We start from the raw sequence: 16096 nt of genomic DNA, 5'->3' as shown, positions 1-16096 counted from the left end.
ATTCGTTTCGTTTATTTATAGCCAAATTCCTGTGCCATTGCAACCACTTCCGGGCGCAATCCTTTTTTATCCTTTCTCCAAGGAACTGGCATATCTAACGATGGTATTTTAACCTTGTGCGGGCGGAAGGTAGGGCCCTTCAGGAAAGCAGGATCGTTACCAAAAAGCGCGTTAAACGGGCCAAAACATGCAAATGGAGATCGCTCGGTATGTATCATTTCTTCAATCGCCTCATCGTCATCGCGAATTCCAAGCCAACGGCAAATTATTGGCAAGTAATGTCTGGGATTCTCAATAATATCTTCGCCTCGCATACGCAGCTGTTGTTCTTTCGGTACAGTATCAAGAAAATTGAGTATATTGATATTAAGGTCATGCCAGGCTATTTGCGGTTCTATGATAGCCCGGTTATCTGTAAATTCAATAGAATTTACATACTTTGCAAATGTTCCTTCATTAAGGCTCATTACCGATTTGCATTGTGAAATGGGATGCCGGACTAAGTGAAGAAAACGCGCATCTGGAAAAGCTTCCCGTATTGAGAGCATGCATTTCAACGATGTTGTATAAATAGGACTCTTTTCTACCGAGATCAAGGGATCAATCTTCGCTACTAACTCTTGGTATACGGACGCAATAGATCTTTCCTCGCGCGCGATAGCCCAGTGATGAGCCATAGTGATAGCCGCAGCACTTTGTTCTCCCGCATAAATCTCAGCCACTGCTCTAAGAAAACCATGGATAGCCCAAGTGGGTTGTGATTCGATTCTGGGATCGGTAGGGGGCATCCACATTTCTTTCAATTTATCAACGACAAACATGCACAATTCGGGCAAACCAAACGCCTGTGGATGTTGGCCAATCATAGCGTTGACTAGCGAGGTATAGGATCTGGGGGGAGCTAAAAGAAATAGTGGAGCGGCCATAACGCAATAACCTACTTAGCAAATCCTTCAACAAACGGAATTTCAAAGCATTTCTCGTGCATTATCGGCCCATGCCCAAAATATCCGTCTTCACCGAAAAGCTCGCCATGGTCTGCTGTGACAATGAAATAAGTATTTGATGGCGCTTTCTCCATCAGTTTGCCAATATATCCATCAACATACTCTACACAAGTTATTTGTTGTTTATGCAGCATTTTCATTTGTTCCATGCTGAAAGACTGATCTTGTTCCGGTTTATTATCAACCGCATCTTTACCGATATCTTTTAATACGCCATGAACCCCGGAAACATGCGGTAAATTATCACCGGATAGCATATACGGATAATGCGTTTCGCCAAGATTCAGAAAATAATAACAGGGTGTATCGTCTGGGAATTCGATCTCAGAAACCATGCCGGAAAAATCATTGTGGTGACTCATAAGCTTATATTCATCAAAGTGTTGACTAATTAGCGTATGCTTGTTAAGTACCGGCATCGATACTTTGGCGACTGTGTGATAGCCAAAATTTTTCAACACTTTCGGTAACGATATCTCCGGTATAAAATCCTTAAAAGAGACATCTTCAGAACCAATTCTAGTTTTCCATTGCAGGAATTCTTCTTTGTATACTTCGGAAGCAAAAACATTGGTCGGACTAGAGTGCGGCATCATCCCCATGGTAAATGCATAGTGCGATGGGGCAGTCCATGAAGCATACGAGTATCGTTTTTCAGCTTCACCAATACGATCGATATTCGGTGTTTTAGCAGCTAAAAACGAGTCATACCGGCAACTATCCATTACAATAAAAACGATATGATTCTTATGCATATAATCTCCAAATTTCAAATGATGGGGGTAAAAAATTAAGGCTTGCAATAATACGTCATCTTATTAAGATAATCAGCAAGAATGATGACACTATTATTTCATATTAAATCAAAGAATACGGCAACCAATACGATACATTTAATCAATAACGTTTGACTGTGTTGCTTTAATTTTCGCGTCTGCACAGAACTCGTGGCAGACGGCGATATATGCGCAGAGAAAGTGCGGGAATCTATCATCTATCCGTCTTCTGGCATTACTGACCGCGCAAGATGAGTTTGTCTGCATGGAAAGCGCGCTCATCCTCAAATATATAAGATGAGCGAGTATATTGAATCAGATCTTATTTCTCCTGATCTACGCCAATACGGAGCGCTATAGGATCAACTGCCTGCAGCTTGTAATGTATTATTTGTATTCAGACAGGATGGAATCAATACACGGATTGGTCTCGGGCTGATGCTAAAATCGACCGTGCTTTCTGCTTCAATATCACGATTGCGGAAATAATCACCATCGACTTGAAGTGGATAAGCCCGGTCATGTAATGTACATGCAATGTTTTTGCCGGAAAAATACTGCATGGGCAGGTTAGCTGGTTTGCGTTGCAGAATTCTCATGGCTTTGACCAACTCGTGCTGATGCCGGGCTCCTGGTAAGAAACCAACAACAAGTTCGTTTTTGGATGGATTAGCCGCAGGAACAAGCTGCAGATTTCTTGCATACGCCGAATTGTTGGCTACGATGATATAGCCGGATCCATGATCAATGACTTGTTCGCCATCCACACTGACGGAAACAGTAGGGTGATGTAACGAGCATAAAGCTTTTAATCCGTGCCAAATATAGATCGAGTCATTGAGCGGGCCTTTTCTTTTGCCAATATTTTTGACGGTGAGCGAATCCAAACCCATCGACGCCATATGGAAGAAAGGTTTCTCCCCTTTAATGCCTTTACCGCTGATCAGGCCATAAAATTGCTGCAGGCATGTTCCCGAGGCTATAGCGCGGAGTAAATCGTCGGCATGGATACTCATTTCATAGGAACGTGCAAACAGCGATTCATTTCCGCCCGGGATAGCATAAATCGGTGTGTCTGTTTTGTTGATGGCATCTAACAATTTTCTTATCGTTCCATCTCCGCCGACTACGACAACGAGGTCACTTGCGGCGATGTTATCTGAAAGGCGTGTATACCCTTTCATCTTTTTCTCAGATGCACATACTTCAACATTTTTCCCATGGAGAGTCAGTTCCATTTCCAGCTGACAGGCGAGTGTTTCCGTGTTTCCTGCGCTGGATATCGGGTTAAAAATAATTAATATTTTTTCCGGCGAGGGTATTTTAATAACCAATTGATTGGTTTGAAATAAGAGATCGTCTTTCATGGAGAGTGTTGAGTGCCTTTAGAATCATAGATTAAACCGGCAATTTTTAGTAAGCGCATGATTGTTAGGATTAAGACCACTCGACCGGTATTACTTTGACATCCGCCCAGATCTGATTACACCAAGACTGATCAATCGGCGGCATGCCTTCCTTTATCCATTGCACCAGATATTTGGCGGTGTTGGGATAGGTAACACGGATGGCTTTGGTTTCATACAGCCATTGCTCAATAACTCTTGCATCGATTTTGTGCATCATTTTTCCATAGCCTAACGTTTGCAAAGCTGCTGCATTTGAAATTTGTTCCATCTGCGCATGTAGCGGTTTCACCAGGATTTTCTTACCTAATTGTAAGGATTCACTGGCCAGTTCAAAGCCGGCATTGCAAATAATACCGGCGCAATCCGATAGGTCTTTCTGGAAACCTTGCAGGGATAACGGTTTGCAATGCACGTGCGCATAAGATGAGGATATAACCTCTGGAGAATACATAAAAAATTCAAATTCTTTAAATGGCGCTAGCAGTGCTGCCATACGAAGTTGATCCTCGAATGGCAGATAGACAATAATTTTATTTTTTTGTATTTGCTGGGAAATGATGGGGGTTTCAATAACCGGCGGCAATATGGGCTGATCGAAATGATGCCAGTGCAGACCAATACCGATATCGACCGGAGCAAAATTTCTCATAACTGCTTCAGAAAGCGGATCATTGCCTGCGCGCGGTATGTTATGGTGGAATGCATACTGATGATTGATGCCGATGGTTTTCTTATTTTGTCGGCGTGCTGCCCATGCGGTTACGGGCTCGTAATCGCAAATGACCAGATCGTAACTACTCAGATCCAGTTGCTTGATGTCTCTAAGAAAATTTAATGGTTTGGATTGCAGTACTGTTTTGACAGGACTGAGTTTGCCGTTCTTTGTACTGAAAGTCAGACCATCGCGCCATTGATAGCCATTAAAGACTTCCATATCAAAAAATTTATCTTGCGGCCTGCCGGTAAACTGGTAGGTAACCTCAAGATTTGCAGCCTTAAATTCCTTGGCCATAATCCGGCCGCGCGTGATATGACCATTGCCCGTTCCTTGGATACCATAAAATATTTTCATTTCATTACGGCTCCTAAACGGATTAGTACGACACTGATGTCAGAATCAAAAGATTGGATTACGTTATGGAAGCTTTGTGGGATTAATTGCGGCCGTGTATCAATTGATCCTTGAAATAGCGTTAAATTATTTTGATGAGCGTTTTTCTGTGGCTTCATAATCTCAACTTTATTGATTGAAACCAGAGCAGTTTAGTGATTTGATATGACAAGAAAATGACCGATATTTTGCTTTTATGTGACAGTTTTATTAATGCGCATGCAGCTAAACGGGAGAAAAAACGCCAACGTCAGTTTTGTATCCAGTGCTGGATTTGTTCGCGTTGATTGGCATACCATAGCTTGCCGATATCCAATGCTTTTTGTTGGAGTGCCGGATTATTGGCGGAATCCATGTTGCCGGGCATATCGTAGTTTTTCAGATAATGATTGATATACAGAACACGATTGCCCAAAACTTCTTCGGTCATTCTGACATTCGCCATCATTTTCTCTCTGAGAATGATCGAAGCGATACCTTTCGCCGACCATTGCACACCGCCATATCCGCAGGCTTTGGCACCGCTTACTGCAAAGCTGCGCCAGCCCGATCCGATGGAGAGCATTTTTATTTCATAATCTTTCCAGTATTGCTTGGCATGAAGATAAGCGCTTAAGCCGGGATTATTCATGCCAACACCGCCATCGATTCGCCAGTCGCCATCTTGCATTTGCACGGGCGGGTAGAACGATGGTGCAGCGGTGCAGGCATCGGCTATCTCGCTTAACAAAAAATCCGTTTGACTGTCATTGGTGAAAACTTCCAGTTGATCCTGATCCAGATTGAAACAAGGAATAAATATCCGTTTGTTGAGTGAAGAAAGCCTGAGATTCTCTAATTCTGTTTGTAAGGCTAGGTTTTTCGAGTCACCTTTGAATTTGGGATGAATTTGCAGCTTACTGAATAACCGGCGCAACCAGTGCTCCGCCATCATTTTTTCCAGCAATCTCTCTTGTAAAACCTTTTGAATGATTTCTTTTGCGCTCAAACGCCGTCCCAAGATCAAGCAGGTGATTAATCCGCCCGATGAAGAACCGGCGATCAGGTCAAATAAATCATAAGTTGAAGCGCCAGTATCCTCTTCCAGACAGGCCAACACGCTCAATTGAATCAACAGATGGCTGCCGCCGCCGTCCAGGCTTAAAACCGTTTTGGGTAACAGTGAATGTTTCAAATTGTTTTAAGCTGCCCTTTTACTGGCCAATAATTCTTCTTGCAAAAGGTTTTTATATTGCTCAAACCGCTCAGACCAGAAAACCAATTCCAACGATCCATCGTTATGTTCCAGCAAAGTAGAACAGCTTTCTACCCAATCGCCGTCATTGCAGTAAAGGATCGAATTGATTTCTCTTAATTCAGCATGGTGAATGTGGCCACAGACGACACCATCGACACCGCGATCTTTTGCCAGATGTGCCAATGCATCCTCAAAACTGCTGATGTAGCTGACCGCATTTTTAACGCGCAATTTTAAGTAGGCCGCAAGTGACCAATAAGAAAACCCGAAGAACTTGCGCATGCCATTGATATAATGATTTAGATCCAGCAGCGTGTCATAAGCAACATTTCCCAGTTTTGCTAGCCAACGGCTGTTCTTGACGATGACATCAAACTCATCGCCATGCATTATCAACAGCTTTTTACCTTCGGTAGTGGTGTGCACATAATCTTGATGAATCTCAACATTACCGAATACATGGCCGATGCAATCCCGCATCCCTTCATCATGATTCCCCGGTATGTAAATCACTTTAGTGCCATGCTTGGCTTTGCCTAAAATAGACCGGACCACGTTGGTATGCTCTTGCGGCCAGTAAGGACTCTTTTTGATACTCCAGAAATCGACAATATCGCCAACCAGGAAAAGATAATCGGTTTCAATCGAATGCAGGAAATGCAACAGTGCATCTGCCTGACAACCGCGAAATCCGAGGTGAACATCTGAAATCCAAACGCTTCTTACTTTGATAGGGGCTTTATTTGTCACCATACATGCCTTTTAATTGGATTAGTGATGGCATGACAGCATAAAGCGCATTTGTTAAGCTTCTTTGAAGTATTTGTTAAATATTCATGAAGTATTTATTAAAAAAGAGAGTAGGGGGAGTTTTGCAATGATTCTTTGATGCGTATGAGCATATTCCAGTAAGATCCATTTTTTACAGTAATTACTTTTACGGTAGCAGTACTTTAATACACAATGCACGCCACACCCACCCTGAAGCGATCATTACCTGAATTGCAACAAGTTGAAGCGATTATTCAGGAGGATAATAATGTACATCTGCACAGTAAGGTGCTTTGTCATGCGCCTTGCGATGATGATCTACTGCCAATTTACGCGCTGACGCTCGGGAATACCGCGCAAGATATTCCGTGTGTGACCTATGTTGCCGGTATCCATGGCCTGGAACGCATTGGTACACAAGTAGTCATTGCTTTTCTGGAAGGTTTGCTCGAACGCCTTAAATGGGACCGGGTCCTGGCTGATATCTTGCAACGGGTGCGGATCAATATTTTACCCATCATCAATCCGGTTGGCATGCTGAACGCTACGCGCTCAAATGGGCAGGGGATCGATCTCATGCGCAATGCGCCGGTGGATAGCCACGAAAAAACCATTTGGCTGGCTGGAGGGCACCGGATTTCATCGGTGTTGCCGTGGTATCGGGGAAAGTCCGGTGACGTCATGCAACCGGAAGCCCAAGCACTGTGTGACTTTATTAAGAAGGAAGTCTTGCCTGCGCCGTTTAGCTTGGTCCTGGATTGTCATTCAGGTTTTGGTTTTCGTAACCAAATCTGGTTTCCTTATGCCAAAAGTCGGCTTGAGCCGATTAAACATCTCAAAGAAGTTTACTACTTGCGCCAACTCTTTATGCAGACATATCCGCATCAGGATTATTTGTTTGAGCCGCAATCACAGCATTATCTGACCCATGGTGATCTTTGGGATTTTCTTTATCAGCAATCGTTGGCGAGCAACAATGTTTTCTTGCCATTAACGCTTGAAATGGGCTCGTGGCGGTGGATTCGCAAAAATCCGCTGCAGTTGCGCCGATTGCAGGGCCTGTATCACCCGGTCAAACCACACCGGCTGAATCGCGTGCTGAGAAGCCATTTAATCCTGATGGAGTTTTTGTTGCACGCGACCTTATCGTATCAAAACTGGCTTAATCTAAGTGAGATGCCGGGATTGGAACAACAAGCACGGGCACTGTGGTATTCATGAGGGATAACGAGCATTTCGTGCTGATTCGGGGATTATTGCGTGAGGCACGACATTGGGGAGAGTTTACCGGAAGTCTGCAACAGCAATTCCCCCACGCCACGATCAGTACACCGGATATTCCGGGAAATGGCCAATTGCATCAGGCCACCAGTCCCCAAACCATTGCGGAAATGACCGAAGCATTACGCGAGCAAATCAATACAACCCAGCCACTCCGATTGATCGCACTTTCCATGGGCGGGATGATCGCGATGGATTGGATGACGCGGTATCCGGATGAAATAGAAGCGGCAATTCTCATCAACACCAGCGCAAGACCGATATCGCCGTTTTACCATCGCTTACGCTGGACGGTTTATCTCCAAGTTCTCAAGATGATTTCCGATTCGGCTGCACAAAAGGAAGCGGATATCCTGAGTTTGACTTCAAATCGTCACCCGCATGACAACAAGCTACTGGAGTCCTGGCAGCAGTGGCAACAACAAAATCCGGTATCAAAGGCCAGCGCCAGAAACCAATTTCTGGCCGCCGCAAAATTTTCCGTTACAGCCAAACCGCAGCAACCCATACTCGTTGTAACCAGTCGGGCTGATCGTTTGGTGGATTATCGTTGTAGTCTGAAATTGGCGGAAACTTGGCAAACCAGCTATATGCAACATGAGACGGCCGGTCATGATTTGCCGCTGGATGAGCCGGAGTGGTTGGTGCATGTCATGAAGCAGTGGTTTGATCTGCAGACTGGTGTTTAAGTTGCAGCCGAAGAGCCAACCATATTCCGGCTGAGTGTAATGTGATTTTATTATGCTCTGCACTATTGAGCAATAATTCAGGCAGCAACTTCAATATACTGAACGATACTTGTAGGTTGTGGTACAGGCAAACCATCTTCGATCATTCCTTCGATATGCAGTCCAATTGCTTCACGAATTTCCCGCTCTGTTTCTTCAATCGTAGAGCCGGTCGCGATGCAACCAGGCAAATCGGGCACATAGGCTGAGTAGTTATTTTCTGTTTTTTCGACAACGATTGCATAACGCATGAATTACTCCTTTAGTTTTGCTTGCTTGAGTATGCTATTCAAAGTGCCCGGTGCTAAATCATCGCCAGGTTTCCCAGATACAGTTACGCGGCCGCTTTTGATTGGATGCTTGAATTGTCGATGGCTTCCTCGCATTGTGACAAGATACCAGCCATCTTGTTTCAGCATTCTCAATATTTCATTAACTTTCATGTAAGTAGGATGGTGGATTACAATAATTTTTCCATAATTCCTAATGTGATCGTAAGTACACAGTTGACCAATCCAGGGTCAACGACAGAACGGTACAACTGTTACCAGATGATACGTGTCTTTGATTACCATCTGCTGGTTATTATGTTTGATTGCAAGATTCGATCCTTGCTCCTGCTCAGTGATATCGAGAAGGATTAGATTGAGTGTTACGTCAGATCTATCCACGTTTCCAGTTAGTAAGAGAAATTTTGGGTTTTTTCTGAATTTCTTCGATTTGTTTTTTGTACGTATAAACTACAAAGAAAAGAACAATAATTGCACCAATTAATAGGACTACTACTGGCAGCAGCAATATTGATAATTTCTGCGCCAATTCTAGCGGCAAGAGCTTATCAATTTGCAACCACTCAAGGAGAGCATAAAGCGATCCTGAGAGGAATAAAAATAGCCACGCTGCCCATTTAGCCGAAGTACTCGGCAGGAAGTCGATTACTTTGAATGGAGGTTCCATGATTTGCTGCCTTAACAAAAATTAAACTTCAGAAATAATTAAAAATTATCTCGTCAGAAATGAGTTCCAATACAGTAAGCCTTATGATGTTTCCTTGTGTTTTATGGCGGTTAGTTGAGTTAACTTTGATCATACCAAACTTTGCAAGCCCCACAGAGATAAGACCAATAAATCAGTAAAAAAATTGAACGTCATTCCTTTGTCACATTGATCTTCTATCTTATCCAACATCAATTTCTGACATGGAGTCTGTTTTATGCTTGATGTGGATATCTTACTGAAAGATTATTTTCAGAATACGGATGAGGGCCATGACAAGCCGCTGATGAAGGCTGCTTCTTCGGTCTTAAAGAAGCTTTTTCATCAGAAAGAAATCAACGCATTCATTGAAACTCACCGGCATTTGGAAGGGTTGGAGTTCAACGATGCGGTGCTGGAACATTTTAATTTTACCTTTCAGGTTTCTAGCAAAGACCGCGCGCGTATCCCTGATCAGCGCCGGGTGCTGATTGTCGCGAATCATCCGCTCGGTTCTCTAGACGGGCTGGCGCTACTTAAGATGGTATCGGAGATCAGAGCCGACGTGAAAATTGTCGCAACGACCTTGTTGAACTGTATTGATCCGCTGCAAAGCTTGTTTCTCTCGGTGGATAATTTAGCGGAATCCGCGAATCATCGTGACAATTTGAACCAGATTGTTGAAGCATTGGAAGCGGAGCAGGCTGTTATTCTATTTCCGACCGGAGAAGTGTCGCGTATTTGCCCGTTGGGTGTTCGTGACGGCAAGTGGAAAACCGGTTTTATATCGCTGGCCAAGAAAACCAAAGCACCGATTGTTCCGGTTTATATTGGCGGCAAAAATTCAACACTTTTCTACGGACTTTCGAGCCTCTACAAACCGCTGGGCACGATGATGCTGGTGAATGAGATGTTCAACCAGAAGGGCAGTGAAATTTCATTCCGGATTGGTAAACCGATCCCATGGGAATCCATCGCGGCTATGGATTTATCCAAAAAAGCCGTGGCAAAATTGATGCGCAAGCAGGTCTATTTATTAGGCAAAAAGAAGAAAAAAGAACTGTTTAAGCCGATTGAAAATATTATCCACCCCGTCCGCACCAAATTAATCCGCAAGGAGCTGAAAGCGTCGCAACTGATCGGCAAAACCCAGGACGGCAAGCATATTTATCTGTTTGACTATATGCCGAACTCCAGTGTAATGCGTGAGATTGGCCGGTTGCGCGAATTATCTTTCCGGCAGGTGCAGGAAGGCACCGGCAACGCGTTGGATATCGACAGTTATGATCGCTATTACCGGCACTTGATTCTGTGGGACGAAGACGAACTGGAAATTATCGGCTCCTATCGCATCGGAGAAGCTGAAAAAATTCTTAAGGAACACGGGGAAGCGGGGCTGTACACCCATAGCTTATTCGAGTTTGATTCAGCGTTTAAGCCTTATCTTGAACATGCGATTGAATTGGGACGCAGCTTCATTCAACCGCGATACCAGGGGAAACGCAGTCTGGATTATCTCTGGTACGGGATTGGCGCGTATCTGTATCAACACCCGGAGATACGCTATATGGTTGGACCGGTGTCGCTGAGTACTTCCTTACCTGAATCTGCGCAAAAAGTGATTGCAGGTTTTTATACAGAACTTTTCGGTAAAGACGAGCTACTTGCTAAACCCAGATTGCCGTTTGAATTTGAGCAAGTAGAGGATTTCGCGCCATTCAAGAAGGTTGCGGATGAGGTTGAATACAAACAAGCCTATACGATTCTGAAAGAAAAAATGGATGAATTTGGCGTGAAGGTTCCGATACTCTATAAGCAATATGTGGAACTATGCCAGCCGGGAGGTTGCGAATTTCTGGGGTTTAATATCGATCCAACCTTTTCTAACTGTGTCGATGCGTTGATTCTGGTGCATATCGATACCATTAAAGAAAAGAAAAAACAACGCTATATTGAGAGCCATGCAATGGTCATGCAGAATCTGAACTCCGCATAGTGAAGCTTTGAACATCCGGGAATTTTTATAGGTGGCGTGTGATGACTTGATTACCGCCATTTGATTTTGCTTGATTAATAGCATCGTGGGTGGCTTTAAATAATTCAGGGAAACTTTCGGTCGAATCCGGTTGCATCTCTGCGACGCCAAGGCTTGCGGTTACATTCAGGTCTGATGGATGCAAATTTTCAATAGCTTGCCGTATTTTTTCTGCAATGATCGTCGCATTAGAGATATTGCAGTGGGACAGTAACAAAACAAACTCTTCTCCATCATAACGCGCGACAATATCTTCTTTGCGAGTAGGTTTGACTAATTCGGAAGCTATTTCTTTCAATACCAAATCACCCGTTAAGTGACCGTAATTCTCATTGATTAGATTGAATTTATCGATATTCACTATAATCAGGCTATAGGGAATACTATGACGGGTTGCTTCGCGCAATCTTGAGGAAACAGCTTCCATCATAAAGTAGCGATTATACAAACCGGTCAATGGGTCCTTTACCGCCAATTCTTGCATGACATTCTGCTGTGTGACTGTCTTATCCAGTAACTTCTTATTGGTAATAAGATTGCTGACTCTTGCAAGCAATTCTTCTTGGATTAGGGGTTTTGTAACGTAATCATTGGCTCCCAAGCGCAACAATTCTACTTTGTGTGCGGTATCATCAAGCACCGAGAATACCAGTAAGGGCACATATTTTTTATTATCCTCAGCAAGGTGCCGTAGTGCTTTAACAGTTCCCTGGCCGTTTAATTTGCCTTTGAGCAATATATCGGTAAGCACTAAATCGTAGGCATTCTTCTGGAATGCTTGTAACCCCTCTTCACCCGTGGCGAAATGATCGACGGTATAGCCTTTGTCTCTTAACACCGCCGATGTTAAGCTGACAACTGATGGACTGTCTTCAATATATAAGATGTGCCCCGACATGGTTTTGCTGCCGTTTTTTCTAGAAAACTGAGCAGCATAACTGGTGATTTTGTCCAGTTCATGTTTAGCAAATATTTCTGTTACGCCTGCTGAAAATGCCTCGTCTAATAATTCTTTATCTTCATTCGAAGTAACCATAACCAGCGGTATTTGCCGGGTGCGGGAATCGGCACGCAGATGCGACGAAAACTTTGGACCATCCATATCCTGCAAATGCATTGCAATAAATACCAGATCAAAAGGCTGTTTTTTAAGCAATGTCAGGGCTTCGTTGCCGGTTGAAACCTGCTTTGTTTCAAGTCCGCCAGATTCAATTGCAGACGATAGAAGTTTTTGATACGTTCTGGATGGTTCAACGATAAGTCCTTCCATATTTTAATACCCCCTCAATGACATAAATCTGATTGGTTGTGGCCAACAAAACCGGCCTGTTACGATATGAGAAAGGATATCGACATCTATATTGATTTCTTTGAGAAGGTTTGGTAAATAGATTGTAAAAAATGACTTTTATTTCGATCTGTTTGAGTTCAAGATCGTAAAAATTTTACACAGAAGTTAATTGCGCTATGTAATCCTGTGTAATCATGAATTGTTTGTTTAGATATGAAGAGGTAAACTTCTGATAAATTTCTGCTCATTTCTTAACTGAGAACAGAGATCTTATTTTAAAATCGAATAAAGGAGTTTTTTGATGAGAAGAATTGCTAAATTATCTTTACTGCTTTCTATATTTTTTCTTTTCTCGTCTCAAGCTGTTGCGTCTGACAGTTATTTTGGTAACTCAAGCGAGAAATTTGTAAGTGGTATTGCTAATGCGGTTACTGGGTGGGTGGAGTTACCTAAGAACGTTATTTTAACCAGCCAGAAAGAGGGGCCAATTTATGGTGCCACAATTGGCGTGGCAATGGGTATCATGCATACAGTCGGTCGTAGTTTGGTGGGTGTGCTTGATGCAGCTACTTTCTTTATTCCAACCAAACCATCGGTTAATCCCCCTTTTATCTGGCAAGATTTCTCCAGGGAAACTTCCTATTGATCGGTTTGTTATCGTTTTTTATCTGATCCCATAAAATAAGAACGCCGTACCCGTGCGATGGTACGGCGTTTTCACAGAGCGTAGTGCAGTGATACTAGCGTTGCATCTCAAGTGCTGCAATTCTTTCTTCCAGCGGCGGATGTGACATGAATAAACGCATGAGTCCGCTACTACCCCCGGAAATACCAAAAGCAGCAAGCTGATCCGGTAAATGTGCCTGTTCGTGAGTTAATTGTAAGCGCCGCAATGCAGCGATCATTTTATTTCTGCCCGCCAGGCTGGCACCACCGGCATCGGCACGGAATTCACGCTGACGGCTAAACCACATAACGATAATACTCGCCAAGACACCCAGCACGATTTCGGCAATGATAGTAGTAACCCAGAAAGCAGGGCCGTGACCTTCTTCTGTTTTGAAAACAACACGATCGATCGTATGGCCGATGACACGCGACAAAAAGATCACAAATGTGTTGACGACACCCTGAATCAGCGCCAATGTCACCATATCTCCATTCGCGATATGACTGACTTCATGCGCCAAAACGGCTTCAGCTTCATCCTGGCTCATGGTATTTAAAAGCCCGGTACTGACAGCGACGAGCGCGTCATTTTTTGACATACCCGTGGCAAAAGCATTGACATCCGGTGCATTATAAATGGCTACTTCCGGCATACCAATACCGGCTATTTTTGCTTGACGTTGTACAGTGGTGACTAGCCAGTGCTCCTGCGCGTTACGCGGCATCTCAATGACTTGTGCGCCGGTAAATCGTTTCGCAGTCCATTTTGACAAGGCAAGCGACATAAACGAGCCGCCAAATCCAAATACCGACGCGAACAGTAACAGGGAATTGATATCCAATCCTGTCCCTTGCGCATCTAAAATTTTTTCAAACCCAAACAGCCGTAGTGTGATGCTTAGAACGACGATGATGGCTAGGTTGGTTGCTAAAAAAAGAATAATTCTTTTCATTTCTTTACTCCATAGTGTCAATAAAATCCAAAACAAAGCTGGTGTGGATATGTGATCAAATCGTCACTTTTCAAGCGGATTATATTTAAATTTGCCTGATTAGACTGCTAAGAATTTAGGTGCCGGAATTCTTGAAGCGTTCAAATGAACTCGGAATTTTCTGGGAGCAAGTGCGGAAATAATACCGAGTGAGTTCACCGGAGAGCGTTTTTGATCGCTACTGGGCGGTTTGAGTAGTACGAGATTACTGGGAAGGTTGGGATGGTGTATTTCTGACAATCTGAAAAAGTATTTCGCCTTCCTTGATCATGCCCAGGTCGCTACGGGCACGTTCTTCAATGGCTTCAAAGCCTTGCTTCAGATCATTCACTTCGGCTTCAAGCTTGTTGTTGCGATTCTGCAGTATTAAATTGTTTCCACGCGCCGCAACAACATCTTGATCAACCTGCCAGACTTTAAGCCAGCTTGCTTTGCCGTACCATAAGGGATACTGCATCGCAGCAATCAGTAGCAACAGTATAAAACTCAAAAGCTTCATTATTTGAGCTGATAGAATGCTCTCCGGCCAGCATAGCTTGCTGAATCCCCCAGGTCTTCTTCAATCCGCAATAACTGATTGTATTTGGCGAGACGGTCAGAACGGGATAGTGAGCCGGTTTTTATTTGTAATGCATTGGTTGCCACCGCAATATCAGCGATGGTGGTATCCTCGGTTTCTCCGGAACGATGTGAAATGACCGCGGTGTAGCCGGCGCATTTTGCCATTTCAATGGCTGAGAGTGTTTCAGTCAGTGTGCCAATTTGATTAACCTTGATCAAGATCGAATTGGCAATGCCCCGTTTGATGCCTTCTTGCAGAATCTTTGCATTGGTAACAAAGATATCATCGCCGACTAATTGAACCGATTTACCCAGTTGGTTAGTCAGTATTTCCCAGCCATCCCAATCATGCTCACTCATGCCATCTTCGATACTGATAATCGGGTACTTATCTACCCATGATGCGAGGTAATCAGCAAATTGCGCGGAAGTCAGATGCAGGCCTTCCGACGCCAGATGGTATTTGCCGTCCTGAAAGAATTCCGAGCTGGCACAGTCGAGACCAATAGCAACTTCTTGTCCTGCTTGATACCCTGCCAGATCAATAGCTTGTACGATTAATTGCAGGGCTGCTTCATTATTTTCCAGATTGGGAGCAAATCCGCCTTCGTCACCAACTGTTGTAGGCATGCCTTTATCGTTGATGAGCTTTTTCAGTGCGCTAAAAACTTCTGCTCCGCAACGAATGGCGTCATGAAAGTTTGAAATTCCCAGCGGAACAATCATAAATTCCTGCATGTTGATATTGTTGTTGGCATGTGCGCCGCCGTTAATCAGGTTCATTAGAGGAACAGGCATAGACATCAAACCGGCGCCGCCCAGATAACGATACAGGGGTAAACCGGATTCTTCGGCAGCGGCTTTGGCAACGGCGAGAGATACCGCCAGAATGGCATTGGCGCCAAGCCTGGATTTGTTTTCAGTGCCGTCCAAGTTGATCAGCGCTTGATCGATGAAGCTTTGGTCGACAGCATCCAGCCCCATCAATGTTTCAGAAATCTCAGTGTTAACGTTTTCGACCGCAGTGAGCACGCCTTTGCCTGAGTAGCGCTGCGCATCCCCATCTCTCAACTCAACGGCTTCCCTGGTTCCAACAGACGCTCCGGAAGGAACAGAAGCGCGGCCTAACACGCCCGATTCCAGCAGTACATCTGCTTCAATGGTTGGATTGCCACGAGAATCAAGAATCTCGCGGGCGATGACATCTACTATTGCGCTCATGCTACATTTTCCCTGTTATTGAATTGGTATTA

The 16096-nt window shown here is 44.0% G+C and carries 17 protein-coding genes; 4 read left to right on the top strand and 13 right to left on the bottom strand.

The annotated features are described in order from the left end of the window. Positions 1-11: 11 nt before the first annotated feature. The 6 genes from NIT79A3_RS10420 to NIT79A3_RS10395 form a co-directional block, all read right to left on the bottom strand. A complete protein-coding gene (locus tag NIT79A3_RS10420; RefSeq protein WP_013966158.1) occupies positions 12-926 on the bottom strand; it encodes a sulfotransferase in 915 nt (304 codons plus the stop codon). An 11-nt stretch (positions 927-937) separates the two neighbouring features. After that, complete coding sequence (locus tag NIT79A3_RS10415) at positions 938-1762, bottom strand: sulfatase-like hydrolase/transferase (protein ID WP_013966157.1); 825 nt, start codon at positions 1760-1762, stop codon at positions 938-940. Positions 1763-2145: 383 nt separating this feature from the next. After that, positions 2146-3150, bottom strand: coding sequence for a diacylglycerol kinase family protein (locus tag NIT79A3_RS10410; protein ID WP_013966156.1), 1005 nt, complete (start codon positions 3148-3150; stop codon positions 2146-2148). Positions 3151-3220: 70 nt separating this feature from the next. Beyond that, positions 3221-4264 carry an MJ1255/VC2487 family glycosyltransferase gene (locus NIT79A3_RS10405; RefSeq protein ID WP_013966155.1) on the bottom strand — a complete coding sequence of 348 codons (1044 nt, stop codon included), beginning with the start codon at positions 4262-4264 and terminating at the stop codon, positions 3221-3223. A 289-nt stretch (positions 4265-4553) separates the two neighbouring features. Further along, a complete protein-coding gene (locus NIT79A3_RS10400; protein WP_013966154.1) occupies positions 4554-5477 on the bottom strand; it encodes a patatin-like phospholipase family protein in 924 nt (307 codons plus the stop codon). Positions 5478-5483: 6 nt separating this feature from the next. Next, positions 5484-6293, bottom strand: coding sequence for a UDP-2,3-diacylglucosamine diphosphatase (locus NIT79A3_RS10395; RefSeq protein ID WP_013966153.1), 810 nt, complete (start codon positions 6291-6293; stop codon positions 5484-5486). A gap of 210 nt (positions 6294-6503) precedes the next feature. Between NIT79A3_RS10395 and NIT79A3_RS10390 the strand changes: the two genes are divergently transcribed. Together NIT79A3_RS10390 and NIT79A3_RS10385 are read left to right on the top strand one after the other, a co-directional pair. Next, the gene (locus NIT79A3_RS10390; RefSeq protein ID WP_013966152.1) at positions 6504-7532 is read left to right on the top strand and encodes a M14 family zinc carboxypeptidase; all 1029 of its coding nucleotides are present in this window, start codon (positions 6504-6506) and stop codon (positions 7530-7532) included. Continuing rightward, positions 7529-8281, top strand: coding sequence for an alpha/beta hydrolase (locus NIT79A3_RS10385; RefSeq protein ID WP_013966151.1), 753 nt, complete (start codon positions 7529-7531; stop codon positions 8279-8281). The genes NIT79A3_RS10390 and NIT79A3_RS10385 overlap by 4 nt, the downstream gene beginning before the upstream one ends. Positions 8282-8358: 77 nt before the next feature. Here the strand turns inward: NIT79A3_RS10385 and NIT79A3_RS10380 are convergent, their stop codons facing one another. The 3 genes from NIT79A3_RS10380 to NIT79A3_RS10370 all read right to left on the bottom strand — a co-directional run bounded on the left by NIT79A3_RS10380 (position 8359) and on the right by NIT79A3_RS10370 (position 9277). After that, entirely contained in the window at positions 8359-8571 is a 213-nt protein-coding gene (locus tag NIT79A3_RS10380; protein ID WP_013966150.1) for a type II toxin-antitoxin system HicB family antitoxin, read from the bottom strand. A gap of 3 nt (positions 8572-8574) precedes the next feature. Beyond that, positions 8575-8763, bottom strand: a complete 189-nt coding sequence (locus NIT79A3_RS10375; RefSeq protein ID WP_013966149.1) for a type II toxin-antitoxin system HicA family toxin — start codon at positions 8761-8763, stop codon at positions 8575-8577. Positions 8764-8983: 220 nt separating this feature from the next. Further along, positions 8984-9277: a hypothetical protein gene (locus tag NIT79A3_RS10370; protein ID WP_013966148.1), complete on the bottom strand. Its 294-nt coding sequence runs from the start codon at positions 9275-9277 to the stop codon at positions 8984-8986. A 256-nt stretch (positions 9278-9533) separates the two neighbouring features. Here NIT79A3_RS10370 and NIT79A3_RS10365 point away from each other — a divergent pair, with 256 nt between their 5' ends. Then, positions 9534-11291 carry a lysophospholipid acyltransferase family protein gene (locus tag NIT79A3_RS10365; protein WP_013966147.1) on the top strand — a complete coding sequence of 586 codons (1758 nt, stop codon included), beginning with the start codon at positions 9534-9536 and terminating at the stop codon, positions 11289-11291. Positions 11292-11316: 25 nt separating this feature from the next. Here the strand turns inward: NIT79A3_RS10365 and NIT79A3_RS10360 are convergent, their stop codons facing one another. Beyond that, positions 11317-12600 (bottom strand): diguanylate cyclase, encoded by a 1284-nt coding sequence (locus NIT79A3_RS10360; RefSeq protein ID WP_013966146.1) that lies wholly within the window; start codon positions 12598-12600, stop codon positions 11317-11319. Between the two features lie 322 nt (positions 12601-12922). Between NIT79A3_RS10360 and NIT79A3_RS10355 the strand changes: the two genes are divergently transcribed. Then, positions 12923-13267, top strand: coding sequence for an exosortase system-associated protein, TIGR04073 family (locus NIT79A3_RS10355; protein WP_013966145.1), 345 nt, complete (start codon positions 12923-12925; stop codon positions 13265-13267). A gap of 94 nt (positions 13268-13361) precedes the next feature. On the opposite strand, the gene htpX is transcribed toward NIT79A3_RS10355, so the two are convergent. From htpX to eno, 3 genes are all read right to left on the bottom strand, one after another. Further along, a complete protein-coding gene (gene htpX / locus NIT79A3_RS10350; RefSeq protein ID WP_013966144.1) occupies positions 13362-14243 on the bottom strand; it encodes a protease HtpX in 882 nt (293 codons plus the stop codon). 244 nt (positions 14244-14487) lie between these two features. Next, positions 14488-14781: a cell division protein FtsB gene (gene ftsB, locus NIT79A3_RS10345; protein WP_013966143.1), complete on the bottom strand. Its 294-nt coding sequence runs from the start codon at positions 14779-14781 to the stop codon at positions 14488-14490. Continuing rightward, entirely contained in the window at positions 14781-16064 is a 1284-nt protein-coding gene (gene eno / locus NIT79A3_RS10340; protein WP_013966142.1) for a phosphopyruvate hydratase, read from the bottom strand. The genes ftsB and eno overlap by 1 nt, the downstream gene beginning before the upstream one ends. Positions 16065-16096 lie beyond the last annotated feature (32 nt).

This window comes from Nitrosomonas sp. Is79A3 (assembly GCF_000219585.1).
Taxonomy (GTDB): Bacteria; Pseudomonadota; Gammaproteobacteria; order Burkholderiales; family Nitrosomonadaceae; genus Nitrosomonas.
Note: the sequence above shows the minus strand (reverse complement) of the source record. Positions and strands in the feature narration are given on the sequence as shown.

Coding starts and splice junctions, on each gene's coding strand:
- NIT79A3_RS10415 (WP_013966157.1), bottom strand. CDS start 1,762: ATGCATAAGAATCATATCGTTTTTATTGTAATGGATAGTTGCCGGTAT.
- NIT79A3_RS10395 (WP_013966153.1), bottom strand. CDS start 6,293: ATGGTGACAAATAAAGCCCCTATCAAAGTAAGAAGCGTTTGGATTTCA.
- NIT79A3_RS10355 (WP_013966145.1), top strand. CDS start 12,923: ATGAGAAGAATTGCTAAATTATCTTTACTGCTTTCTATATTTTTTCTT.
- eno (WP_013966142.1), bottom strand. CDS start 16,064: ATGAGCGCAATAGTAGATGTCATCGCCCGCGAGATTCTTGATTCTCGT.
- NIT79A3_RS10360 (WP_013966146.1), bottom strand. CDS start 12,600: ATGGAAGGACTTATCGTTGAACCATCCAGAACGTATCAAAAACTTCTA.
- NIT79A3_RS10405 (WP_013966155.1), bottom strand. CDS start 4,264: ATGAAAATATTTTATGGTATCCAAGGAACGGGCAATGGTCATATCACG.
- NIT79A3_RS10410 (WP_013966156.1), bottom strand. CDS start 3,150: ATGAAAGACGATCTCTTATTTCAAACCAATCAATTGGTTATTAAAATA.
- NIT79A3_RS10420 (WP_013966158.1), bottom strand. CDS start 926: ATGGCCGCTCCACTATTTCTTTTAGCTCCCCCCAGATCCTATACCTCG.
- NIT79A3_RS10375 (WP_013966149.1), bottom strand. CDS start 8,763: ATGAAAGTTAATGAAATATTGAGAATGCTGAAACAAGATGGCTGGTAT.
- ftsB (WP_013966143.1), bottom strand. CDS start 14,781: ATGAAGCTTTTGAGTTTTATACTGTTGCTACTGATTGCTGCGATGCAG.
- NIT79A3_RS10390 (WP_013966152.1), top strand. CDS start 6,504: ATGCACGCCACACCCACCCTGAAGCGATCATTACCTGAATTGCAACAA.
- NIT79A3_RS10380 (WP_013966150.1), bottom strand. CDS start 8,571: ATGCGTTATGCAATCGTTGTCGAAAAAACAGAAAATAACTACTCAGCC.
- NIT79A3_RS10370 (WP_013966148.1), bottom strand. CDS start 9,277: ATGGAACCTCCATTCAAAGTAATCGACTTCCTGCCGAGTACTTCGGCT.
- NIT79A3_RS10385 (WP_013966151.1), top strand. CDS start 7,529: ATGAGGGATAACGAGCATTTCGTGCTGATTCGGGGATTATTGCGTGAG.
- NIT79A3_RS10365 (WP_013966147.1), top strand. CDS start 9,534: ATGCTTGATGTGGATATCTTACTGAAAGATTATTTTCAGAATACGGAT.
- htpX (WP_013966144.1), bottom strand. CDS start 14,243: ATGAAAAGAATTATTCTTTTTTTAGCAACCAACCTAGCCATCATCGTC.